This window comes from Sorangium sp. So ce295 (assembly GCF_051527405.1).
GTDB lineage: Bacteria > Myxococcota_A > Polyangia > Polyangiales > Polyangiaceae > Sorangium > Sorangium cellulosum_B.
This window is the reverse complement of the sequence record NZ_CP150324.1, coordinates 4,051,219-4,074,279: the sequence shown is the minus strand read 5'-3', so window position 1 is coordinate 4,074,279 and position 23,061 is coordinate 4,051,219. Positions and strand designations below refer to the sequence as shown.

The following is a 23,061-nucleotide window of genomic DNA, read 5'->3' as shown; positions in this document are numbered from 1 at the left end:
CGGCGCAACGGTCGTCGCACGACGCATTCCCTGCGCGCCACACCGGCGCTCGACGGGTACATCGACAGCGGATGTCGGTCAGGATCGCCCGATAGCCAGCGAGGCCCCCCGGGGCGCGCGCCGGGATCGCCACGGCGCGGTCGCCCCTCGCGCCGCTCAGCGGGCCGAGCCGGGCACGACGCGCCCCTTGAACGCGATCGGCACCTCGAGGGCCGTGGCCGCCTCGACGAGCAGCGCGTGCTCGCTCTCGTGGATCACGCCGTCGGCGGCCACGAGGCGGACGGCCAGCTCGATCGCGGCCTCGCGCATCCGCACGTCGGGCAGGCGGACGCGAAGCGCCGCGAAGCGGCCGCTCCTGCCCTCGTCGCGCACCGAGCGCTCGATGATGGAGATGAGCGACTCGACGAGGTCGGCCCCGAGGCGCCCCTCGCTCATGGCCGCCGCGTGCCGCGCGAGCTCGGCGCGCTCGGCCTCGTTAATGGACCCGTCAGCGTATGCGGCGAGGAACATGATCTCGACCATCGCCTCGAGCCTGTTGAGCTCGAGGTGGCGAAACGAAAGCTGCGTTTCTTCCATCATGCGGTCCTCAGGATAGCGTATCGCGGCCGCGCTTGACACAGCGCCCCTGGGCCCGCCCGGTAATGGCGCTCGCCGCTCGGTAACGGCGCTCGCCGCGCGGCAACGACGCTCGCCGCGCGGCAACCACGCTCGCCGCGCGGCAACCACGCTCGCCGCGCGGTAACCACGCTCGCCGCGCGGCAACGGCCTCCGGCAGCGCGCGGCGAAAGTTCTCGTCGAGCGCGACGCCGGTCGGTGCTCAACTCTCCCCACCATGAGCACCACCACCCCGACCGACCTCTTCCTGTCGCTGACGCCGCACAAGGTGATCGAGGCCGTCGAGGCCGCGGGCGTCCACTGCAACCGCGTCTGCTACCCGCTGAACTCGTTCGAGAACCGCGTCTACGAGGTCGAGCGCGAGGATCGCACCCGCGTCATCGCCAAGTTCTACCGGCCGGGGCGCTGGACGCGGGAGCAGATCCTCGAGGAGCACCGGTTCCTCGCGGAGCTGGCGGACGCCGAGATCCCCGTCTGCCCGACGCGCCCGTTCCCCGACGGCGAGACGCTCAAGCAGATCGACCACATCCCGTACTGCCTCTTCGAGCGCATGGGCGGCCGCGCCCCCGACGAGCTCGGCGACGAGCTGTTCGTGCGCCTCGGCAGGCTCGCCGCCCGCATCCACAACGTGGGCGCGGCCAGCGCCGCCGAGCACCGCGTCCGGCTCTCCGCCGACACCTATGCGCGCGAGGACCTCGGCTGGCTCGTCGAGCGCAAGCTCATCCCCGCGGCCGTCGAGCGGCGGTACCTCGCGGCCGCGCGCGCCGTCGCGGACGCGGCCGAGGAGCGCCTGCGCGGCGTCGACGTGCACCGCATCCACGGCGATCTGCACCCCGGCAACCTGCTCCTGCGCGACGGCGCGCTCCGCGTGCTCGACTTCGACGACATGGTCGTCGGCCCCGCCGTGCAGGACCTGTGGCTCCTCCTCCCCGGCCGCGACGAGGCCGCCCGGCAGCAGCGCGAGCTCTTCATCGAGGGCTACGAGGAGCTCCGCCGCTTCGACCGCTCGACCCTCGGGCTGATCGAGCCGCTCCGAGGGCTCCGCATGATCCACTACGCGGCATGGATCGCGCGGCGATGGCACGACCCCATCTTCCCGAGGACCTTTCCGCACTTCGGCACGGAGGCGTACTGGCGCGAGGAGGCGAGCTCGCTCGAGGAGGTGCTCCAGCTGACGCGCGACGGAGACGCGGGCGGCCCCGGCGGCGGCGCGGACGAGCCGCCGCCGAGCGGGGGCAAGTACTTCTGGGATATGAACTGATCGCGGCCGCGCGCGGCTTCGATCGATCAGAGGCGCTTCAGCACCAGGATCAGCCGCCACGCCGCGGCGTGCTCGAACGGCACGTCGACGTTGAAGTCGCCGAGCGTCGCCACCAGCGAGAGCTCCGGCACCCGCTCCGCGACGCGCCGCCACCCGGCGAGGTCCGGGACGTACCACGTCGCCTCCTGCCGGATCGACGAGAGCTCCCTCGGCGCGCCGCCGTTGCGCCGGGCCGAGCACACCACCTCGAGGGTCACGGGCACCACGCGATCGGGCGTCGACCGCTCGATATGGATGCGGAACCGCGCGTCGATCGACTGCTCGCCGCGCAGCTCGGTCCACTCCGTCCTGTTCACGCCGGACGGCGTGAGATCGGCGGGGTGGGTCGCCTCGATGACGTGGACGCCGCCCGGCAGGAGCAGCGAGGCGGCGAGCCGGAGGTGGCGCTCGAGCGCCGCCGGCGTGGCCAGCTGGTGGATCGCCGAGAGCGGCACGAACGAGAGATCGACCGGCGCGACGTCCGGGCGCTCGTCGAGCTCCGCGCACGAGAAGCGGATGCACGCCCCGGCGCCGCGGGCGCCCGCGGCGCGCTCCGCGAAGGCGATCATCGCCGCCGAGCCGTCCGCGCCGGCGCAGCCGACGCCGAGCTCCGCGAAGGCCTCCAGGTGCCGCGCGGGCCCGCAGGCCCACGAGAGGACGCGCTGCACCGGGCGGCCGCCGAAGCGGCGCGCGCACGCGAGCAGGAAGTCGCGCTCGGCGGCGTAGTCGCGGTAGCCGAACGCCGCGTCGTAGAGCGCAGGCTCGCCCGGCGGCGTGTCGCCGCGTGCGGGCGCGTCGCCGCGTGCGGGCGCGTCGCCGCGTGCGGGCGCGTCGCCGCGTGCGGGCGCGTCGCTGCGCGCGCGCGCCGGCGCCTCGCCGCGCGCGGACGCCTCGCCGGCCGAGGGCGCCGCCGAGGCGCGCGCCGGGGCGACCCGCCTCGTGTAGATCATGAGATCGTCGCCCGGCGCGTAGAAGTCGGCGAGGACCGCGGCCCGCGTGAACTGCACCGCGTCGTAGAAGCGCACCGCCGCGCCGTGCCCCTCCCGGCTGCCCGTCTCCACGCGCACGAGGCCGCCGCCCTCGCGCGCGATCTCGCTCTCCATCGTGGCCACGAGCCCCCGCGCCACCCCCGACCGGGCGAAATCGGGCGAGGTCGCGATCCAGTACAGGTCGTACGTGGACTGCGTCATCGGCGTGCGGCCATAGCAGAGGTACCCGAGGAGCCGCGGCGCCCCGTCGCCGCCCGGGGCGCCCAGGAAGCTCAGCACGAACCGGTAGCCATAACCGTCCGTCGAAGGCTGGCCGAGCGTCACGTCGACGAGCTCCAGCGCCACCGCGCGCTCGTCGTCGGTGAACGCCGGGACCGAATCGAGCAGCGCGGCGATGAGCGGCCGATCTTCCGCGCGGAGGCCGCGCTGGGTGATCACGGCGCCTCGGGCGCGGCGGCGAGGGCGCCGCGGGCAGCGGAGCGTGCCGCGGCGCGGCCGCGCGCCGGCGCGCGGCCGCGCGCGCGGAGCAGGTCGTCGTGGCGCGCGCCGCGGGCGAGCGCCGCGCGGAGGATCTCCCAGACGACGTCGGCGTACGACAGGCCGGCGCGCGCCGCCGCCCGCGCGAAGCCGGCGTCCGGCGAGAGATCGCAGTTCGGGTTGACGTCGATGACGTGCGGCGTGCCGCGCTCGTCGAGCCGCACGTCGACGCGGCCGTAGTCGCGCAGCCCGAGCACCTCGAACGCGCGGCGGCCCACGGCGACGACCCGGCGCAGATCGAGCGGCCGCAGCACCGCCGCCGAGGAGGGCGTCCCGATCGACGCGGCGGTCTCCGGGCGCCACTTCGACTCGTACGTGACCACGTGCGGGTGCCCCTCTGGCAAGCCCTGAAACGTGATCTCGCCGGGCGGCAGCACGCGCGGCGTCGGCCACCCGAGCAGCGAGACCGAGATCTCCCGCCCGTGCACGTAACGCTGCACCACAACCGGCTGGCGGCACTGCGCGACGACCGCGGCGACCTGGTCGCGGAGCGCCCTGCGATCGTGGACGACCGAGCCACGATCGATGCCCATCGAGCCGTCCTCGCGCTCCGGCTTGACGATGACCGGGAACGCGACCTCCGGGATGCGATCCGGGCCTTCGACCCGCACCGTCGCCGGCACGCGCACGCCGGCGCGCGCGAGGATCCGGTTCGCCTCGGCCTTGTGCAGGCAGCTCCGGAGCGCGACGTGATCGCTGCCCGTGAAGCGGAGATCGAGCCCCGCGAGCAGCCACGCGCACATGACCTCGTGGCGGCTGTCGCCGTCGAGCGCCTCGCACAGGTTGAAGATCACGTCCGGGCGATGGTCGCCGATGGCCGCGAGCACCTCGCTCGGCCGGAGCACAGGCCGGTGCGCCACGCGCACGCCCGGGGCCGCGGCGAGGGCCGCGAGCACGCTCTCCGCGACCACCGCGCTGCCGTCCTCGCGACCGAGCCGGAGCCGCCCGCTCCCCACCCGCTGCGCGAGTGGCGGCTCGTCGACGACTTCCTCCGGATCTCTGTTCGACAGGATCAGTATCCGAGGCTCAGGCACCGCACGCCTCCGAACCGACGCGGGGCAGGAGAGCCCGCGACGGCCGCGCCGGGCTCAGGGAGCGGCCCGTGAGAGGCCTGGCCATCGGCGAACACGGAGAGGGTGCCCTGTCGAGAGACACGCGAACGAAACAGAATCCATGCATGCAAGTGGCCACACTTCACCAGCTTGCCCGGCAATCGCAAGGGGAGATTTGACCTCTCCGGACGGAAAGGAAGGCGCGACGCGCCGCGGCTCAAAGCCCCGCGCCGGGATCGGATCCGGCGCGCGCGGCCGGGAAGCGAGCTTTCCGAGCACAACGTATCTCGGACAACAGGCTCTTCACACGCCAGCCACACGCGCGGGAGCGTCGGAGACGAGAGGAGACGGCTGGGCTGCAGGGGGAAGAGTCGAGTCCGGCGGGCGAGAGGGGAGAGCGGAGAGCGCCGGACGCGCGCGCGGCGAGCGGGTGGCCTGCCGCCGAGGACGCCTGAAAAGGACTTCCCTTTCCGGCGTCCTCGAGCCTCCGCCGGTCAGGCGGCCTGGCCTTCGGGGCGCGGCCTGCGATCGGCCGGGAAACAGGCCTGGATCTCGTCCATGCCGAGCGTCTCCTTCTCGAGGAGCGCCCTGACGAGCGCCTCGATCTCGCCGCGCCGGGACCTCACGATCTCGATGGCGCGCGAGAGCTGCGCTTCCGTGAGCGCCCGCGCCGTCTCGTCGACCCGGTCGAGCAGGGCCGGGCTCCGCGAGGGGTGCCCGTCGCCGACGCAGATGGGGCCGAGGTGGCTCATGCCGAGCTCCGCGACCATCTTCCACGCGATCGTCGAGGCGCGCTGGATGTCGTCCGAGGCGCCCGCCGTCATCGTCCCGAGGACGACCATCTCGGCGGCGCGGCCGCCCATCAGCATGCAGATCTGATCCTCGAGGTACTCTTTCCGGTACATCAGCCGATCCTTCTCGGGCAGCGCCTGGGTCACGCCGAGCGCGCGGCCCCGCGGCAGGATCGACACCTTGTGCACGGGATCGCAGCTCGGCGCGAGCAGCCCGACCGCGACGTGCCCGGCCTCGTGGACGGCGGTCGCATAACGCTCATCCTCGTCGACGAGCACCCCCTTGCGCTCGAGCCCCATGAGCACCCGGTCGCGCGCGCGGTCGATGTGCGTCGGGTCCACGGCGTCGGCGCCCTCGCGGGCCGCGAGGATGGCCGCCTCGTTCAGGAGGTTGGCCAGGTCGGCGCCCGAGAAGCCCGGCGTGCCGCGGGCGATGTAGCTGAGATCGACCTCCCCCTGGAGCGGGATCGGCCCGGCGTGGACGTTGAGGATCTCCTCGCGGCCGCGCACGTCCGGGAGCGGCACGGTGACCTTGCGGTCGAAGCGCCCCGGCCGGAGCAGCGCCGGGTCGAGCATGTCGGCGCGGTTGGTCGACGCGATGACCACGATGCCGGTCTCGTGGTCGAACCCGTCCATCTCGACGAGCAGCTGGTTCAAGGTCTGGTCGTGCTCCGCGGAGGCGGAGTCGCCGTGCCCCTTCGCGCGAGCCCGCCCGACGGCGTCGATCTCGTCGATGAAGACGATGCACGGCGCGGACTTGCGCGCCTCGGCGAAGAGCGCGCGGACGCGGGAGGCGCCCACGCCGACGAACATCTCCTGGAAGCTCGACCCCGACGCCGAGAGGAACCGCACGCCCGCCTCGCACGCGACGGCGCGCGCGAGCAGCGTCTTGCCGGTCCCGGGCTCGCCCGTCAGCAGCACGCCGCGCGGCGGGCGGCCGCCGAGGCGCGCGAAGCGATCGGGGCTCTTCAGGAACTCGACCGTCTCGGCGAGCTCCTGCTTGACCTCGTGCATCCCCGCGACGTCGGCGAAGCGCACCGCCGCCCGCGCCGCCCCGGCCTTCACGTCGGAGAAGACCTTCGGGCTGCGCCGCCGGCTCACCGTGAAGAGCGCGAAGCCGACCGCGGCCAGCACGACCACCGGGAGCACCGCGGACGCGGCGCGCGACGGATCCTCCCGGGAGGCGAAGTCGACAGAGGCGCCGGCGCCCGCGAACCGGGAGACCAGCTCCTGCCGGAGCGTCGGCTCGTCGACGACGGCCGTCACCGCGGCGCCGCCCGCCTGACGCACGAGGAAGCGATCCCCGCTCACCTCGACCGCGGTCGCCTGCCCCGCCTGCGCGATCTGGAGGAGCTCGGTGTACGTCGCCGTACGCTGCGTCGACGACTCGCCCGCCGCGCGCAGGGCGAGCCCGAGCGTGACCGCAAGCACCACCCCCATGAACCCAAGCACCCAAAGCCGGCGCCCCGCGGGCCCCAGCCGCTTACTCACCTGCAAGAACCAGGAATTCACTGCTGCGCCACCTTACTGCTCCGGCGTCGGGCCGGAGCGGATCTCAGGTGTAGCAAGGATACGAACCTCAGGAAGTTCCTTCTGCAATCATTCTGACGATCTGAGCCGTAGAAACCTGCGAAAGGATGGCAGCACCGCAAAACGGACTACGGAGAACGGACAGCGACGGGATAAACGTCTCTGCGATCTTGGGAGGATTGGGACGACCCATCGACGAGCTCGCCGATGGCAATTGACGAGCTCGCCTGAAAGCCCGCTTCTCGGGATGGGGTCGCCGGTGGAGCAGGAACCAGGAGCGAGGGGCAGAGAGGGGTAGAGAGGGGCTGTCTGCGCGCTACGCCCCGACGGCTCGCGCGGTATCGGGCGCGAACGGCAGCGAGAAGCGGAATGTCGTCGCGCCGCCGGGGCTGCTCTCGACGGAGATGCTGCCCCCGTGGGCCTCCACGAGGCCCTTCGTGATGTAGAGGCCGAGACCGACGCCGCGGACGCTGCGCGGAGCGGCGTCGGGCGCGCGCCAGAAGCGCTTGAACAGGTACGGGAGCGACGCCTCCGGGATACCGCCGCCCCAGTTGGTCACCGCGATGTGCGCGCTGCCCGGCCCGGCGTCGACCGCGACCGCGATGTCGCCCTCCGGCCGACCGTACTTGGCCGCGTTGGAGAGCAGGTTGGTGACGATCTGCTCGAGCCGCCCTGGGTCCGCCAGGACAGCGGGCACATCGCCCTTCACCTCCAGGCGCAGGGCGTGACCCGCGGTCACCTCGGCCGACTTCTCGAGGATCTCGCCGAGCTGGGCGCGCAGATTGACCGGCGAACGATCCAGCGTGAGCTGCCGCGCCTCGATCCGCGACGCGTCGAGGAGGTCGTCGATCATGCGGCGCAGCCGCTCGATGGACGAGGTGATCCTGTCGAGCTGTTTTTGGCAGTCCGCGACGGGCCGCTCGCCGGCCGCGCGACCCAGGAGCCGGCTCGCGGTCGCGATGACCTGGATGGGCTGGCGGAGATCGTGAGCGATGACGCCGATCCACTCCTGGCGCTGCCGCTCCAGCTCCTTGAACGCCGAGATGTCATGAAAGACGGCGACGGCGCCCTGGAGCTCACCGTCGTTCGAGCGCACCTGAGCCGCGTTGACCAGCACCGGGACGAGGCCCCGGTCGGCGCGCCGCAAGAGCCCTTCGGCGCCCGTCACGCCCTCCCCGCGCTGAAGGGCCCGGAACAGCGGGCGCTCGTCCCAGGCGAGGGGCTCTCCCGCCGGCGTCCTGTGCTCGAAACACAGCCGGTTGCCCCAGGGATCGGGATCGTCCCCGGCGCCCGACGCGTACTGGAGCGCTAGTTTGTTGCAGCTGATGAGCCGCCCCTTGGTGTCGACAAGGACCGCCGCTTCAGGCAGCTGCTCGATGACCGCCTCGAGCTGCGAGCGGATGCGCCGCTCCGCCTCGTGCGCGCGCGAGACCTCGGCCTCCATCGCCTTGCGGCGCCCGATGTCGCGGCAGATCGTCGAGACGCCGGTGACGCGCCCCGACGCGTCCACGATCGACGACACCGTGACCTCGATGTCGATGCTCTTCCCGTCCTTGGTCCGGCTCACGGCCTCGAAGCGCTCGACGCGCTCGCCGCGGCGCAGGCGCGCGAGGACGGCCTCTGCCTCGGCGGCGCGCTCGGGCAGGCACAGGAGGGGCAGCTTCTTCCCGATCGCCTCGCAGATGCAGTAGCCGTAAAGGCGCTCCGCCGCCGGGTTCCAGGTCAGGATGGTCCCGTCGAGCGAGGTGCCGATCACGGCGTCGTCCGAGGCCTGCGCGACGGTGGCGAGGAAGGCGCGCGCCTCCTCGGCGCGCTGCCGCGCCTCGTCGAGGAGGTTCATGCGCGCCGCGCTGACCCAGAGCATGGCCCCGAGCAGGAGCGTCGTGATGGCGGAGGCGAGCGATAACGACGCCGTGATGGGGTATGCCCCGCGATCCGCGCCGAACAGGAAGAGGCGGCCGATCACGAGCGGAACGAGGACGACGTAGGGCAGGAAGCGCCGCAGCAGGATGCCTCCGGACCGGCTGGCCGTCAGCGTGGCGAACGTCGTGCAATCGGGCCGCGCCATGAGGAGCCCGGCGCAGAGAGCGAGGAACGCGATCGCCGCGTGGAGCGCCATGCCCGTGAACGGAAAGAGCGGCGGCAGCCCATAGAAGTAGCCGACGCCGAACACGTAGCCGGTCAGCGCCGTCAGCGCGAGCGCCGCGGCCAGGAGCGCGCTCCATTCCGAGAACAGGCACGCTCGCCGCGTCTTCACGCGCAGCGAGAGGAGCGAAAGGCCGATCAGGACGCAGCAGAGCGCGGCGTTCGGCGGGGGCCTGCCCGGGAACTTGCTCGGGAAATCCACGCTCCCCGCGAACAGCACGCGATCGATGCCGAGATCCGAGGCGAAGATGTACTGCGCGAGGACCACGAGGCCGAGCGCGAGAATGACGGCGGCGCACGCATGTCCCAGCCGGCGTAAACGCGCCGGACACTCCCGCGCGCCGAGCGCCCAGAGCGACACCCCCGCCAGGACGAGGGCGACGGCGGTGTTGGGCATCATGCGCGGCAGGCCGTCCGCGATGGCGACGAGGGCGGTCGCCCCGATCCACCAGCCGAGCAGCGTCACGCACCCAACGGCGAACGAACAGGTCGCTGCGATGACGACTCCGCGCCGCGCGCTGCTCGAAGGCGCCATCGCCTCGGCGTCTCTCATCGGGTCCTCCCGACCGGAGCATAGTGTCGGGACGGCGCGGCTTCACAGGCGCAATTCAAGCGCGCACATGGGTCGGCGCACGCGCTGTCCAACCCAGATGGATCAGGGCGCTCCAGCGCGTGCCGACATCCTCCGCCCGGCCGGACGCAGCAGGGCAGCGCGGCTCCGATCGGCCGCGCGAGAGCGAGCGGCGACGCCCTCGCGCGGACCGCGCGAGGGCGCGCGCGAGAGCTCAGCGCTTCGTCCCGAAGACCGCCGCGTCGACGGAGAGCCTCCCCGGCCCGACGAGGAGGAGCGCAACCGAGATGCCGAGGTAGACCGCCGCCGCCTCGTAGGAGGGTCCGCCCATCGCGACGAACGGATCGCCGTTTCCGACGTGAACCGCGACCGCGACGGCCATCGTGGCGGCGAGGCCCAGCGACGCGAGCGGCGTCAGGAGGCCGAGGATCCAGGCAAGGCCGCCCCCGAACTCCGCGAGCGCGGCCAGCCCTTGCAAGAACCCCGGAACGGGCGCGGTGGGCCCCATCCAGCTGAAGGGGGCCTGGATCTTCCCCCAGCCGTGAAACATGAACGCGACGCCGATAACGACGCGCAGCGCGAGCAACCCGACCGAGGCCGAGAACGGCACGTCAGTCACCCGCAGGAATCTCTTGAGCATCGGGAACACTCCTCTCGGCTCGGTAGTAAGGAGGAACGTCCGGGACATCAAGCGCGACGAGAGGGCCGGAGCCGCCGGACCCGAGGCGCCGGGCCCCGCGACCCGGACCCGGCGCGCCGGCCCGCGCCTCACGCGCTTGTCTCGGCCTCCAGGTCGTGGCGGTGCGCGGCGGCGGCGCGCTCGTCGCGGAGGGCCTCGAGGCACCGCCGCTTGATCGCCGCGAACTCGCCGGAGCCCACGATCGCCGCGGTCCTCGGCCTCCCGAACGGCACCGCGATCTCCGCGCCGACGCGGCAGGGGCGGCGGGTCATGAGGGCGATGCGGTCGGACAGGAAGATGGCCTCGTCGATGTCGTGCGTGACGAACAGCACCGTCGTGCGCACCTGGCGGAAGACGTCGAGCAAGAGCTCCTGCATCGAGAGCCTGGTCTGGGCGTCCAGCGCGCTGAACGGCTCGTCCATCAGCACGACGCGCGGCTCCGTGATCAGCACGCGCGCGATCTCCACGCGCTGCTGCATGCCGCCGGAGAGCTGCGCCGGGTAGGCGTCCTCGAACCCCGACAGCCCGACAAGCGAGAGCAGGCGCCGGGACGCCTCCCTGCGCTCGCGCTCGGGGACGCCGCGCACCTTGAGGCCGAAGCCGACGTTGTTCAGCACCGTCTTCCAGGGGAGCAGGGAGCTCTGCTGGAAGACCATGCCGCGCGCCGGCCCCGGCCCCTCGACCCGCTCGCCGCCGACGACGATGCTGCCGCGCTCCGGCGCCACGTACCCGGCGACCGCGTTCAGGATCGTCGACTTCCCGCACCCGGACGGGCCGAGCAGGCTCACGAGCTCGCCGCCCTCGACGCGGAGGTCGAGGTCGCGCACCGCCTCGACGCGGCGGGCGCCCGTCCCGAGGGCCACGGACAGGCCGCGGATCTCCACGGCCCCCCCCGGGCTCTCCCGGCGCGCCGCGCGGTTCGCGTCGAGCGTCATCGGCCCTTCTCCTGGGGCTCTTGCCACGGGGTGAGCCACGCGCCGACCCGCAGGACGAGCGCGCTGCTGAGCATCCCGAGCAGGCCGATGAGCAGCATGCCGAGGACGATGTCCGGGTAGCGCTGCAAGTTGTACGACTCCCAGGTGAAGTAGCCGATGCCGTACTGCCCCCCGATCATCTCGGCGGTCACGAGGCAGAACCAGGACGTCCCCATGCCGATGCTCATCCCCGTGACGATGCTCGGCAGCGCGCCCGGCAGGACCACCTCGAGGAACAGGCGGAGCGGGCGCGCGCCCAGGCTGCGGGAGCTCGCGATGAGCCGCGGATCGAGCGCGCCCACGCCGTGGATCGTCGCGATCAGGATCGGGAACAGCGCGCCCATGGTCGTGATGAAGATCATGCTCAGCTCGGCCGACGGGAACATCAGGATCGCGAGCGGGAGCCAGGCGACGCCGGGGATGGGGCGCAGGATCTCGAGCGGCGGCAGCAGGGTGTCCTCGGCGAGCCGCGACCTGCCGATGAGGAGCCCGAGCACGACCCCCGTGACGCCCGCGGCGGCGAACCCCGCGAGGACGCGGAACACGCTGTTCCCGAGGTGCTGCCAGAGCTTCGGCGAGGCGAAGAGCTCCCGCGCCGCGCCGAGGACGTCGGTCGGCGCGGGCACGTTGAGGAACGTGACGACGCCGAGATCCGCGCGGGTCATCGACGCCCACTGCCAGAGGCCGACGCACGCCGCCACGGACAGGGCGCGCAGGAAGGCACGGCGTAGGTCGCGGCGCGGGCGCCCGTCGCGGGGCGCGCGGCCCGGCGCAGGGGGCGGGGCGCCCCGCCGGGCCGCGCTCGCCGCTGCGGGCGTGAAGGCCGCGCTCGCCGGGGCGGGCGCGAACGCCGCGCTCGCCGGGGCGGGCGCGAAGGCCGCGCCGGCGGCGAGCTCCGCCCCGGCCGGCGCGCTGCGCTCGGAGATCATCGTCATGGCGCCGCCGCCGTGAGCTTCGCGCGCTCGGCCCGCAGGGTCGCGAGGTCGACGACCGCCGCGCCGTTCTCCGCGGCCCACCGCTCCGCGTCCTCCTTCGCCAGGAACGCCGACAGGCCGCCGTCCGGGCGCCTCGCGTACCACGCGCGATCGGCCAGGAGCTTCACCCCGCTCGCGCGATCGTGCACGAACACCGCGCGGATCTCCTTGCCCTCGATCGTCAGCTGCCCGAGCGCCGCGAGCGCCGTGCCCGGGCTGGCGTACGCGCGCACCTTCGGCTCGCCCGCGACCCAGATCTGCGCGACGAGCGTCGGCTCGGCGATCGGCTCCCCGGACAGGGCGTCCTTCCCGGACAGCGGGAGCTTCGCGTAGCTCGCGAGCCGCGCCTCGTAGTCGAGCCCGAGCTCCGCCGCCGCGCGCCGGATGTACCGATCGTCCACGAACGCACCGACATCGAGGGTCGTGTCCGTGCGCTTCAGCAGCGTGAGCGTGTCGACCGCCACCTGGAGGGCGCGGCGGACCTCCGGCTTGATCGTGAAGTCCCGTGTCTGGATGCCGAGCGGGCCGTGGAACATGTAGGCGACCTCGGCGTCCACCCCGGTCACCTTCTCGATGAGCTCGCTGTACTTCTCGGGCTCCTCCGCGAACAGGCGGTCGGCCTCGAGCGCCGCCTTGAGGAAGGCCACGACGATCTCCGGGTATTTCTCCGCGTACGCCTCGCGCACCAGCACGCCGTGCGCCGTCGGCACCTTCACGCCGGAGCCGTCGTAGATCTTCCGGGCGAAGCCGCGGAAGGGGAACAGCTCAGCGAACGGGACGAAATCCGCGTGCGCGTCGATCTTGTTCGCCTTGAGCGACGAGCCGCCCACCTCCGGAGACTGCGAGACGAGCGTCACGTCCTTGTCCGGGTCCCAGCCGAGATCGCGGATCGCCCGGAGCAGCATGCCGTGGGCCGACGACCCGAACGGCACCGAGATCTGCTTGCCCTTGAGGTCCTTCAGGCCCTGAGCAGGGGAGTCGCTCGGCACGACGATCCCGTTGCCGCTCCCCAGCGCGCTGCCGGAGAGCGTGGCGATGAAGCGGCTGCGGCTCCCCTGCTTCTGGAACGCCACGCCGTTCAGCACGCCGGGGAAGTCGGCCATCGCGCCGATATCGAGCTTCTCGGCCACCATCTCGATCGTCAGCGGCGGCCCCGAGGTGAAGTCCTTCCACTCGATCTCGTAGGTGACGCCCTTGTACTTGCCGTCCCTCGGCAGGTGCTTCTCGAGCAGCTTGAGCTCCCGGATGAGCAGCCCGCCTGTGGCGCAATTGATCGTCGTGTCCTGCGTCCCTATCGCGATCCGGATCGTCTGCTTCGCCTCCGGCTTGCACGACAGCCCGGCGAGGACCGCAGCGAGCAACGTGAGGAAGACGAGCGCGCGAAGTGCCCTGGTCATCGGTTCAATCCCTCGCAAAGGTCTCATGTCGTTCGTTGCCTCGCCCGATCCCCGCCCGGATGGCCTCGAGCGCGCGGCCGGCCGCCTTCCGCACCTCGACGTCGGCGTCGCCGAGCAGCCGGCGGAGCGGCGCCTCCGCGGCCGCCGCCTCGATCTCGCCGAGCGCCTGCGCGGCCGCCTTGCGCAGATCCGCGAGATCGCTCCCGAGCAGCCCGACGAGGTCCTCCGCGGCCGCGGCGGCCCGGAGCCGCCCGAGCGCGAGCGCCGCCTCCTTCCGGACCTGCCAGGCGCCGTCGTCGAGCGCGCTCCGGAGGTGCGGCGCCGCGAGGCCGTGCGCCGAGCGGCCGAGCACGATGGCGGCCTCGACCCGCACCCGCCAGTCCGGATCGGAGAGCAGCCCCACGAGGTCCTCGACAAGCGCGGTATTACCCCGCGCGCCGAGCGACTCGAGCGCGCCGATCGCGACCTGCCGCACCCGCGCGTCGGGATCGCGCAGGCTCGGGCGGAGCGCCGGCGCCGACTCGGGCCGCCGCAGGTAGGCCAGGGAGAGGACCGCCTCGCGCCGCACCTCGGGATCCGGGTCGCCGAGCGCCCCTTCGAGGGGCGCGAGCGCCCGCGGGTCGCGGATCTCGCGGAGCGCCACGATCACCGAGGTGCGGACGAACGGGCTCGTGTGCCCCAGCGCCTCGATGAGGTGCGTGGCGGCGTCTGCCCCGCGGATCTCGCGGAGCGCCGTGGCGGCCGCCTCCCGCACGCGGGCGTCCTCGTCGTCGAGCGCCCCGACGACGGCGGGCACCGCGCGGGCGTCGCCGAGATCCTCGAGGTGCCCGAGCGCGAGCGCCCGCACCGTCGGATCCTCGTCGCGGACGGCCGCGATCAGGGGGTGGATGATCTCCGGATCCGAGAGATCCTCTATCTGCGTCAGCGCGAGCTGGCGCGCGCCGGGGTCGGGATCCCCGAGGATGCCCTCGAGATCCCGCGCGAGCGAAGGCTGTGTCATGTCGTCTCTGCCGTGGTGTCGCTATCGGATAAGAAAGGGGATCTTCACGGTGATGGCCTCTTTGGGGCAATCGATCTCGCACGCGAGGCAATACCAGCACTCGTCGTAGGCCATGCGGGCCTTCTTCGTCTCGGGATCGATCGCGAGGCAATCGACCGGGCACGAGTCGATGCAGATGCGGCAGCCCTTGATGCACGACGCCTCGTCGATGACGACAGGCAGATCGAGCCGCACGGCGGCCTCGGCGTGCCCCACGGACCTGGCGCTCTGCGCCTTGACGGATTCGCGGTTGAGCAGGTGACCCATCGCTTGATTGACCTCGTGTTCTCGCGTTCTCGCGCGCTCGTCAGGCCGACGCGCGCTGCTCCTCGGCCGGGATGCGCAGCCGGTGGTAGGCATTGCGCTCGCCGTCGTCGATCGGGAAGAGATAGGGCTCCACCGGCCTCTTGAAGGCGACCATCTCGCCGCGCTCGTCCTTCTTCAGCTGCACGTGCGTGAACCAGCTGCGGTCGTCCATCTCGGGGTAATCGAGCCGGTAGTGGTAGAGGCCCCAGCGGCTCTCGGTCCGGTACAGCGACGCGCGCGCCGCCATCTCCGCGCAGTCGCGGATGAAATGGCACTCCATCACCCGCATGAGCTCGTGGGGGCTCTCCGCGGTGACCTGCTCGAGCTCCTCCTTCGCCCGCAGGAAGTACTCGAGCCCGAGCGTCATCTTGTTCCCCGTCTTGGGCGGCTGGAGATAATCGTTCACCAGGCGCCGCACCTTGTATTCGTACTGGTGCGGCGCCACCCCGCTCCGCCGCGAGAGGGGGGCGAGGATGCGCTCCCGCTCGGCGTCGACCGCGGCGGCGAGCGGCTCGACAGCGGGCGCGCGCTCGAGGTAATCGAGCGCGCTCTGGGCGCAGATCTTCCCGTAGGTGAGCGCGCCGAGCAGGTAGTTGTGCGGCACGCACGCCATGTCGCCGGCGGCGTAGAGCCCGGGCACCGTGGTCTCGCCCTTCTCGTTGACCCAGACCCCCGACGCGCTGTGCCCGCTGCACAGGCCGATCTCGGAGATGTGCATCTCGACGAGATCGCTCGCGTAGCTGTGCCCCCTCCCCTCGTGGAAGCGCCCGCGGCTCGGGCGCTCCGTCTGGTGCAGGACCCGCTCGACCTCGGTGATCGTCTCCGGGGCGAGGTGGGTGAGCTGCAGGTACACGGGGCCGTTCGCGGAGTGGAGCTCCCGGTAGAACTCGAGCATCATCTGCCCGCTCCAGTAATCGCTCTCGATGAAGCGGTGCCCCCGCGCGTTGACCGTGTGCCCGCCGAGCGGGCCTGTCACGTACGCGCACGCCGGACCGTTGTAGTCCTTGATGAGCGGGTTCACCTGGAAGCACTCGATGCCCGAGAGCTCGGCGCCCGCGTGGTACGCCATCGAGTAGCCGTCTCCCGCGTTCGACGGGTTCTCGTACGTCCCGTGGAGATAGCCCGACGCCGGCAGCCCGAGCCGCCCCGAGGCGCCGCAGCACAGGATGACCGCCCTCGCCTTGATGATCTCGAGTTGTCCTTCCCGGGTGTCGAAGCCGATCACCCCGGCGACGTGGCCGTCGGTCACGAGGATCCGCGTCGCCATCACGCGGTTGACGACCTTCACGCCGGCGCGCTTGACCATGCGCGTCAGGATCTTCTTGAGATCGTAGCCCTCGGGCATCGGGAGGACGTAGCTCCCGTTATGGTGGACCTTCTTGACGTCGAAATCGCCCGATCGCGTCTTCTGGAACTTCACGCCCCAGGAATCGAGCTCCTGGATCATCGCGAAGCTGTTGCGCGCATATTCATAGACGGCGCGCTGGTTCACGATGCCGTCGTTGGCCACCGTGATCTCCTTCACGTACTGCTCCGGCGTCGCGTGCCCCGGGATGATGGCGTTGTTCAGCCCATCCATGCCTATCGCGATGGCGCCGCTCCGCTTGATATGCGCCTTCTCGAGGAGGACGACCCTCCCCCGGGGCAATCGCTGCTGCGCCTCCACCGCTGCAGTGGAGCCTGCGCTGCCGCCGCCCACGACGACGACGTCCGCCTCTGTCACGCGAATGTCCATTACAAGCCCTCAAGGTTTCGGGCGCGCACACGACGACCCCACCGCCTCTCGGCCCAGTGGCCAATGGCCAGCGGCCGGGGTCGGACGCCCGGCGTCTCTCATCACAGACGCGGCATCCGTTTTAACAGACGGCCTGGACTTCGGCAACAGCTTTGTTGTTGCTGGCGCAGCACCGGCCAGGTGTCGGGCGCCGTGGGAGGGCGCCTTGCAAGCGAAGCGTCAGAGCGAGGGTCTGGCGCCGCCATCGCGGATGTGGGGCGCGCGGGCAGGCTCACCCCCCGCGGGGATCCCCGAGCCGCCCAGAAAGATTCGCCTTTCCACCCTGGTTGTCTCCCCGGAGACGCGGGCGGGACGCTACCATGCGGGTCAACCCGTAGTCCTCCCATGGATCGGGGGAACCGAGCGCGGACCTCGTTCATCACCGGTCACCCGATTCACCGCGCTCGGCGCCTCCCAGCCAGGGCGCCCGCGCGCCGCTTCGCTGCATGGCCAAGCACCCGTCCCAGCTCGCCGACCTAGAGATCCAGCGCCGCCTCGGCGCTGGCGGCATGGCGGAGGTCTTCCTCGCCAAGAAGCGGGGCGCCGAGGGGACGTACAAGCTCCTCGTCGTCAAGCGCATCCTCCCCGCGCACGGGGCCTCGCGGCGCTTCCGCGCGATGTTCGTGGAGGAGGCCCACCTCGCCACGCGCCTGAACCACCCGAACATCGTCCAGGTCTACGAGTTCTCCGACCACGGCGAGGACGGGCTGCTCCTCTCGATGGAGTACGTCGAGGGCTTCGACCTCGGCAAGCTGATGCGGGCCGCCCAGCAGAAGGAGTCGCGGATCCCGCCGCTCGTGTCGGCGTTCATCGTCTCCGAGGCGGCGAAGGGGCTGCACTACGCCCACGAGCGCAAGGACGAGGGCGGCATGCCGCTCGCCATCGTCCACCGCGACGTCTCGCCGCAGAACATCCTGCTCTCGCTCGAGGGCGTCGTGAAGATCGCCGACTTCGGCATCGCCAGCGCCAACCTCTTCCGCGAGGAGCCCGGCGTGCTGAAGGGCAAGTTCGGGTACATGTCGCCCGAGCAGGCGCGCGGCGAGCGCGTCGACCGGCGCAGCGACATCTACGCCCTCGGCGTCGTGCTCTACGAGCTGCTCGCCATGCGCTCGCCGTACGGCAAGCTCGACGACGAGGCGCTGCTCCAGGCCGTGAAGGAGGGCCGGTTCGACCCGCCGTCGTCGCACGCGCGCGACATCCCCGCGGAGCTGGAGGCGATCGTGATGCGCGCCATGGAGCGCGAGCCCGAGGCCCGCTTCCAGACCGCGCGCGACCTGGCCGGGGCGGTCGCGCGGGCGCTGCTCGCGCGGCAGGAGCTCGTCGACAACGCCTCGGTCGAGCAGACCGTGGCCCACCTGCTCGGCCGCGACCGCGCGGAGGAGGCGCGCGAGGGCGCCGCGCGGCGCATGGAGGGCGCGGAGGGCGCGGAGGAGCAGCCCGCCGACGACGGCTCCGTGGCGCAGCCGCAGACGCTCGCGGCGGTGCCGGCCGCGCGCACGGGCGGCGACGCCGAGGGCACGGGCGCGCCGCGCGCCGTGCGCGAGGTGCGCCACGTCGCCGTGGTCACGCTGCGCATCGAGGGCGTCGACGCGCTGCTCGGGGCGCAGGGCCGGCTCGCCGGCAAGCGCAGCGGGCGCTCGATCCGCACGACCCTCGACGCGATCGCCTTCAAGCACGGGGCGATCTGGTCGTGGGAGTCGCACGCGAGCGCGCGCGCGGTGGTCGGGCTGCTCGCGAACCCGTCGCGCGCCGCGGCCGACGCGGCCTCGCTGGCGGTCGACGTGCACGAGGCGCTCGCGGGCGCGTCGGAGGACCTGCCCGTCGAGCTCCGCGCCGCGATCGGCATCGTCCGCGGCATCGCGTACGGCGAGCGCGACGAGCAGGGGCACCTCATCAACCACGCGCTCAAGGAGCCCGCGAACTTCCTCGCCGAGCGCCTCGGCAGCCGCACCCCGTTCGGCAAGACCTGGGTCGCGGGCGGCGTCTACCGCCTCGTCCGCCGCGACTTCCGCTGGGGCGACGCGCCCTCGCTCGACCTCGACGACGCCCGCGGCTACCCGGTCCCGCACCAGATGCGGCTCTACGCGCTGCAGCGGCCGCTGACGCGGGAGGAGCGGATGGCGGAGATCGCGCTCTCGCCGAACGACCTCGTGGGGCGCGACGCGGAGCGGGCCGATCTGCACGCGGCCTACCACCGGGCGATCTCGCCGCCCGTGAAGGGCAACGTCGAGCCGCCCGCGCGCTTCGGCGAGAGCGAGCCGCCGGGGAGCCGGCAGAGCAGGCCCCCGAGCATCTCGAGCAGGCCCTCGAGCCCGCCTGTCGGCGCGCTCCGCGGGCAATCCGTGGCGCGCGTCATCGTCGGCGAGATGGGCATCGGCAAGAGCGCGCTCATCTCCACGTTCCTCTCGGAGCTCCCGGGCGACGCGCGCGTGCTCCACGTCGAGTGCTCGCCCGTGAAGAGCGAGCTGCCGCTCGCCACGGTCTGCGACGTGCTCCGCGACGTCACCGGGATGGGGCTCGACCACGCGATCGACGACGCCTCCCACGTGATCCGCGCCCTGCTCGGGCCCATCGCGCGCTCGCCGCTCGGCGCGCGCATCGTCACGCGGCTCGCCGAGCTCGTCACCGGCAAGCAGCTCGAGCACCCCGAGGAGGAAGCGGCCGCCTACGGCCGCGACGTGGTGGTGCGGGGCGTGAAGTACCTGCTCGGCTCGCTGGCGCGCCACCAGCCGCTCGTCGTCGTCATCGACGGCCTCCAGTGGGCCGACCGGCCGAGCCTGGAGCTGCTCTCGGAGCTCCTGAAGCAGCGCGCGGAGCGGCTCCCGGTGCTGGTGCTGCTCCTCACGCGCCCCGAGGAGCGCGTGACCCCGTTCATCGAGGGGCTCGTGCGGATCGAGCTCCGCGGGCTCAGCGCGGAGGAGCAGATGCGCCTCGTCGAGGCCCGCCTCGGCGTGCGCGACGGGGTGGCGGCCGTCTGCGGCGAGCTCGTGCCGCGCGTCGCGGGCAACCCGTTCTTCCTGCTCGAGATGATCGACGCGCTCCTCGAGCGGGGCACGCTGGAGATCGTCGAGCACCCGGGCGGGCGGCACGAGCTCGTGCGCCACGACCGGACGGGGGATCGCGGCGAGCCGCTGCCCTCGACGCTGGAGCAGCTCATCGGCGACCGCCTGCGCGAGCTGCCGCCGGCGGAGCACGACGTCGTGAACTGGCTGGCGGTCGCGGGGGGCCCGCTGCTCAAGGACGACATCCTGAACCTGACGCGGCTCGCCGACGACGAGGCGGTGACGCGCCTCTGCGCGCGCGGCCTGTGCGATCGCCGCGCCGGGGCGGTGGACTTCCGGCACCCGCTCGTGCGCGACGTGGCCTACCTCGCGCTCGACGGCGCGAGCCGCGTGCGCATGCACCGGCGGCTCGGCGAGCACCTCTCGACGACGCCGCTCTCGCAGGGGCTCTCGGCCGCGATCGTGGCGCAGCACCTCGCGCGGGGCGAGGCGCCCGGGCCGGCGGCGGAGCTCTACCTCGACGCCGCGCGGGCCGCGCGCGCGGGGCACCAGGCGCAGCTGTCGCGGCGGTACTACGAGCGCGCGCTGTCGCTCCTGCCGACCGGCGACACGCGGCGGATGATCGCGCACGAGGCGCTGGAGGCGATCTTCCGCCACCTCGGCCGCCGACGCGACCGGCGGCGGCACCTCGCGGCGCTGCGCCAGCTCGCGAAGGAGAGCGGCCACGCCCGCTGGGCGGCGCTCGCCCTCGTGCGCACCGCGCGGTTCGACCTCGACGACGGCTACCTCGCCCGCGGCCTGCCGGTGGCGCAGCGCGCGGCCGAGATCGCGCGCATCGCGCGCCGCCCCGCGCTCGAGGTCGAGGCGCTCACGATCCTGTCGGAGGTGCTGCGCGAGCTCGGCGACGTCCAGGGCGCGATCAGCGCGTCGGATCGCGCGCTCCGGGTGACGCAGGCGGGCGGGCTGACGCCGCGGGCGCGCGCGGAGGTGCTGCGCACGAAGGGGGTGCTCCTGCGCCGGGTCGGCCGCGTGCAGGAGGCGGTGGAGGCCTACGCCGAGGCGATCGCGGTGTTCCGCGCGGTGGGGGCGCGCCGCAGCGAGGCGCGCGCGAAGAACTCGCTCGCGGTGGCGATGTTCGTGCTCGAGCGCTTCGAGGACGCGATCGCGGTCGGGCTCTCGTCGATCTCCATCGATCTCGCGATCGGCGGCCGGTTCCAGATCGCCAAGACGTTGAGCAACATCGGCCACGCCTACGCCAAGCTGGGGGACGTCCCGCGGAGCCTGGCGTACATGAAGCGGGCGCGCGAGGCCCACGAGCGCTATGACGATCAGGATGCGCGGGCCGACACGCTGCTCTGCTCGGCAGGGATCCTCCTGGAGGCGGGCGACGTCGACGCCGCGCACACGCTCTGCGCCGACGCGGGCGCGCTCATCGCGGTGACCGGCAGCGTCTACGACATGATCCACGAGCGCAACGTCCGCGGCCTGCTGGCCAGGGCGCGAGGCGACATCCAGGGCGCGATCGCGAACGCCTCCGAGGCGCGGCAGCTCGCCGAGTCGCAGGGGCTGATGAGCTACCACGCCCACGCGACGGCGATCGAGGCGGCGTCGCGGGTGGACGCGGGGGAGGTCCACTCCGGGGTGCTGCTCGCGCGGACGGCGCTCGGCGCGGTCGAGGCGGGCAGCTCCGAGTACGGCATCGAGGTGCGCGACCTGTGCTGCGAGGCGCTGCAGAAGGGCGCGCCGGCGAGCTCGACGGACGCGTACCACCGCGCGGCGGCGCACGTGCGGAGGGTGGCGGGCTACATCCGCGACGCGCGGCTCAGGGCGCTGTTCCTGGAGCGCACCGTGGTGCGGCGGGTCCTCGCCGCGGAGGCGGACGGACCGGCGGCGGCGCACGACCCGCTCCGCCGCGGGGAGATGGCATGACGGGAACGGGCGCGAGGACCGGGGCGAAGCCGCGGCGCAAGGTGGCGGTGATCCTCTCGGGCGGAGGCGCGCGGGGCGCGTACGAGGTCGGCGTGCTGTCGTACGTCCTCGACGCGTTCGCCCGCCTCCGCGGGGCGCCGCCGCGCATCGACATCCTGTGCGGGACGTCGGTGGGCGCGGTGAACGCGTGTTACCTCGCGGCGCACCTCGACGATCCGACGCTGGGGGTGCGGCGCCTCGTCAACCTGTGGACGCAGCTGAAGCTGGAGACGGTGCTCGGCTTCGGGGTCCGGCAGGCGATCTCGATGCCGAAGCTCCTGTTCGGGGGCGGGTCGGAGGGGGTGGGCCTGTTCGACGTGTCGCCGATGCAGCGGCTCGTCGAGCGGGAGATCCCGTGGCGCGCGATCGCGCGGACGCTGCGTCACGGCTACCTCTCGGCGGTGAGCGTGTCGGCGACGGAGATCGGGACGGGCCGCACGGTGATCTTCATGCAGACGGGCCCGGACGGGGCGCTGCCGACGACGGCGCCGCCGCGGACGATCATCCGGGGGGCGCTGATAGGCCCGCAGCACGCGCTCGCGTCCGCGGCGATCCCGATCCTGTTCCCGCCGGTGCGGATCGGCCGCGATCTGTACATGGACGGGGGCGTGCGGCAGAACACGCCGATCGCGCCGGCGCTGCGGCTGGGGGCGACGCACGTCCTGGCGATCGGGCTGTCGCGCGAGGTGCGGAGCATCGACGCGGGGGACAGCGGCAAGCCGCCGGGGATGGCGCTCGTGCTCGGCAAGGTGCTGAACGCGTTCCTGCTCGACCACATCCAGACCGATTTCGAGGTGCTGACGCGGGTGAACCACATGATCGAGGACGGGGAGCAGGCGTTCGGCCCGGATTTCCTGCAATCGATCAACGGAGCCGCCGCGCTGCGCGGGGCGCTGCCGTACCGGCGGGTGGAGACGCTGGTGGTGCGGCCGAGCGCGGATCTCGGGCGCCTGGCGGCGGAGCACGTGAGGGCGGGCAAGCTGCAGGGCGGCCCGGCGATGATGCGGAGGCTGCTCTCGCTGGTGGACGTCGGCGCGGAGAACGACGCGGATCTCGCGAGCTACCTGCTGTTCGACGGCTCGTTCACGAGGAAGCTGATCGAGCTGGGGCGCGCGGACGCGGAGGCGAGGCGGCACGACGTCGCGGACTTCTTCGGGAGCGCGGCGGAGGAGGCGGAGCCGAGGCTGTCGGACAGCGCGGAGTGGTCGATCCCGCCACCGGTGGGGCCGGGGAGATCCGTGTAGCGCGGCGGGGGCGGAGGTCGGCGCTGGGGGTGTGGGAGGGAGTACCGAGCTGCCCGCCCCCCTCCCAACGGCTCCAATCCGTTGCGCTCCCCGGCGGCGCCCCGAGGCCGAAGGCACAGTATCTCGGGGCACTCGCTCTCAACGAGATCGTCGACGATATCTCCTTTGTGAATG

15 protein-coding genes are annotated in these 23,061 nt (G+C 72.7%); 3 read left to right on the top strand and 12 right to left on the bottom strand.

What is annotated here, in order from left to right; genetic code table 11:
- Positions 1-156: 156 nt before the first annotated feature.
- Positions 157-579 (bottom strand): tellurite resistance TerB family protein, encoded by a 423-nt coding sequence (locus tag WMF11_RS15485; protein WP_437909143.1) that lies wholly within the window; start codon positions 577-579, stop codon positions 157-159.
- A gap of 253 nt (positions 580-832) precedes the next feature.
- Here WMF11_RS15485 and WMF11_RS15480 point away from each other — a divergent pair, with 253 nt between their 5' ends.
- The gene (locus WMF11_RS15480) at positions 833-1,876 is read left to right on the top strand and encodes a serine/threonine protein kinase (protein WP_437909142.1); all 1,044 of its coding nucleotides are present in this window, start codon (positions 833-835) and stop codon (positions 1,874-1,876) included.
- A 26-nt stretch (positions 1,877-1,902) separates the two neighbouring features.
- Here the strand turns inward: WMF11_RS15480 and WMF11_RS15475 are convergent, their stop codons facing one another.
- The 11 genes from WMF11_RS15475 to WMF11_RS15425 form a co-directional block, all read right to left on the bottom strand.
- On the bottom strand, positions 1,903-3,342 hold the full coding sequence (locus WMF11_RS15475) for a GNAT family N-acetyltransferase (protein ID WP_437978007.1): 1,440 nt from the start codon (positions 3,340-3,342) through the stop codon (positions 1,903-1,905).
- Positions 3,339-4,475, bottom strand: a complete 1,137-nt coding sequence (locus tag WMF11_RS15470) for a D-alanine--D-alanine ligase family protein (protein WP_437552618.1) — start codon at positions 4,473-4,475, stop codon at positions 3,339-3,341. The genes WMF11_RS15475 and WMF11_RS15470 overlap by 4 nt, the downstream gene beginning before the upstream one ends.
- A 512-nt stretch (positions 4,476-4,987) precedes the next feature.
- The gene (gene ftsH, locus WMF11_RS15465) at positions 4,988-6,724 is read right to left on the bottom strand and encodes an ATP-dependent zinc metalloprotease FtsH (RefSeq protein ID WP_437909140.1); all 1,737 of its coding nucleotides are present in this window, start codon (positions 6,722-6,724) and stop codon (positions 4,988-4,990) included.
- 406 nt (positions 6,725-7,130) lie between these two features.
- The gene (locus tag WMF11_RS15460; RefSeq protein WP_437978006.1) at positions 7,131-9,512 is read right to left on the bottom strand and encodes a PAS domain-containing sensor histidine kinase; all 2,382 of its coding nucleotides are present in this window, start codon (positions 9,510-9,512) and stop codon (positions 7,131-7,133) included.
- A 232-nt stretch (positions 9,513-9,744) separates the two neighbouring features.
- Complete coding sequence (locus tag WMF11_RS15455) at positions 9,745-10,170, bottom strand: DoxX family protein (RefSeq protein WP_437909138.1); 426 nt, start codon at positions 10,168-10,170, stop codon at positions 9,745-9,747.
- 128 nt (positions 10,171-10,298) lie between these two features.
- Entirely contained in the window at positions 10,299-11,144 is an 846-nt protein-coding gene (locus tag WMF11_RS15450) for an ABC transporter ATP-binding protein (protein WP_437978005.1), read from the bottom strand.
- On the bottom strand, positions 11,141-12,118 hold the full coding sequence (locus WMF11_RS15445; protein WP_437978004.1) for an ABC transporter permease: 978 nt from the start codon (positions 12,116-12,118) through the stop codon (positions 11,141-11,143). The genes WMF11_RS15450 and WMF11_RS15445 overlap by 4 nt, the downstream gene beginning before the upstream one ends.
- Positions 12,115-13,554, bottom strand: coding sequence for an ABC transporter substrate-binding protein (locus tag WMF11_RS15440; RefSeq protein WP_437978003.1), 1,440 nt, complete (start codon positions 13,552-13,554; stop codon positions 12,115-12,117). Before WMF11_RS15440 ends, WMF11_RS15445 begins: the two co-directional genes overlap by 4 nt.
- A gap of 4 nt (positions 13,555-13,558) precedes the next feature.
- Positions 13,559-14,554, bottom strand: a complete 996-nt coding sequence (locus WMF11_RS15435; RefSeq protein ID WP_437978002.1) for a HEAT repeat domain-containing protein — start codon at positions 14,552-14,554, stop codon at positions 13,559-13,561.
- A 21-nt stretch (positions 14,555-14,575) separates the two neighbouring features.
- The gene (locus WMF11_RS15430) at positions 14,576-14,860 is read right to left on the bottom strand and encodes a 4Fe-4S dicluster domain-containing protein (RefSeq protein ID WP_012235387.1); all 285 of its coding nucleotides are present in this window, start codon (positions 14,858-14,860) and stop codon (positions 14,576-14,578) included.
- 40 nt (positions 14,861-14,900) lie between these two features.
- Positions 14,901-16,634 carry a fumarate reductase/succinate dehydrogenase flavoprotein subunit gene (locus WMF11_RS15425; protein ID WP_437978001.1) on the bottom strand — a complete coding sequence of 578 codons (1,734 nt, stop codon included), beginning with the start codon at positions 16,632-16,634 and terminating at the stop codon, positions 14,901-14,903.
- A gap of 485 nt (positions 16,635-17,119) precedes the next feature.
- Between WMF11_RS15425 and WMF11_RS15420 the strand changes: the two genes are divergently transcribed.
- Positions 17,120-21,604 carry a serine/threonine-protein kinase gene (locus WMF11_RS15420; RefSeq protein ID WP_437978000.1) on the top strand — a complete coding sequence of 1,495 codons (4,485 nt, stop codon included), beginning with the start codon at positions 17,120-17,122 and terminating at the stop codon, positions 21,602-21,604.
- Positions 21,601-22,887 carry a patatin-like phospholipase family protein gene (locus WMF11_RS15415; protein WP_437552608.1) on the top strand — a complete coding sequence of 429 codons (1,287 nt, stop codon included), beginning with the start codon at positions 21,601-21,603 and terminating at the stop codon, positions 22,885-22,887. The genes WMF11_RS15420 and WMF11_RS15415 overlap by 4 nt, the downstream gene beginning before the upstream one ends.
- Positions 22,888-23,061 lie beyond the last annotated feature (174 nt).

Excerpts from the sequence above, each read along its gene's own strand:
- WMF11_RS15485 (WP_437909143.1), bottom strand. The coding sequence starts at position 579 with ATGATGGAAGAAACGCAGCTTTCGTTTCGCCACCTCGAGCTCAACAGG.
- WMF11_RS15480 (WP_437909142.1), top strand. The coding sequence starts at position 833 with ATGAGCACCACCACCCCGACCGACCTCTTCCTGTCGCTGACGCCGCAC.
- ftsH (WP_437909140.1), bottom strand. The coding sequence starts at position 6,724 with ATGGGGGTGGTGCTTGCGGTCACGCTCGGGCTCGCCCTGCGCGCGGCG.
- WMF11_RS15460 (WP_437978006.1), bottom strand. The coding sequence starts at position 9,512 with ATGAGAGACGCCGAGGCGATGGCGCCTTCGAGCAGCGCGCGGCGCGGA.
- WMF11_RS15455 (WP_437909138.1), bottom strand. The coding sequence starts at position 10,170 with ATGCTCAAGAGATTCCTGCGGGTGACTGACGTGCCGTTCTCGGCCTCG.
- WMF11_RS15450 (WP_437978005.1), bottom strand. The coding sequence starts at position 11,144 with ATGACGCTCGACGCGAACCGCGCGGCGCGCCGGGAGAGCCCGGGGGGG.
- WMF11_RS15445 (WP_437978004.1), bottom strand. The coding sequence starts at position 12,118 with ATGACGATGATCTCCGAGCGCAGCGCGCCGGCCGGGGCGGAGCTCGCC.
- WMF11_RS15440 (WP_437978003.1), bottom strand. The coding sequence starts at position 13,554 with ATGACCAGGGCACTTCGCGCGCTCGTCTTCCTCACGTTGCTCGCTGCG.
- WMF11_RS15435 (WP_437978002.1), bottom strand. The coding sequence starts at position 14,554 with ATGACACAGCCTTCGCTCGCGCGGGATCTCGAGGGCATCCTCGGGGAT.
- WMF11_RS15430 (WP_012235387.1), bottom strand. The coding sequence starts at position 14,860 with ATGGGTCACCTGCTCAACCGCGAATCCGTCAAGGCGCAGAGCGCCAGG.
- WMF11_RS15425 (WP_437978001.1), bottom strand. The coding sequence starts at position 16,634 with ATGGACATTCGCGTGACAGAGGCGGACGTCGTCGTCGTGGGCGGCGGC.
- WMF11_RS15420 (WP_437978000.1), top strand. The coding sequence starts at position 17,120 with ATGGCCAAGCACCCGTCCCAGCTCGCCGACCTAGAGATCCAGCGCCGC.
- WMF11_RS15415 (WP_437552608.1), top strand. The coding sequence starts at position 21,601 with ATGACGGGAACGGGCGCGAGGACCGGGGCGAAGCCGCGGCGCAAGGTG.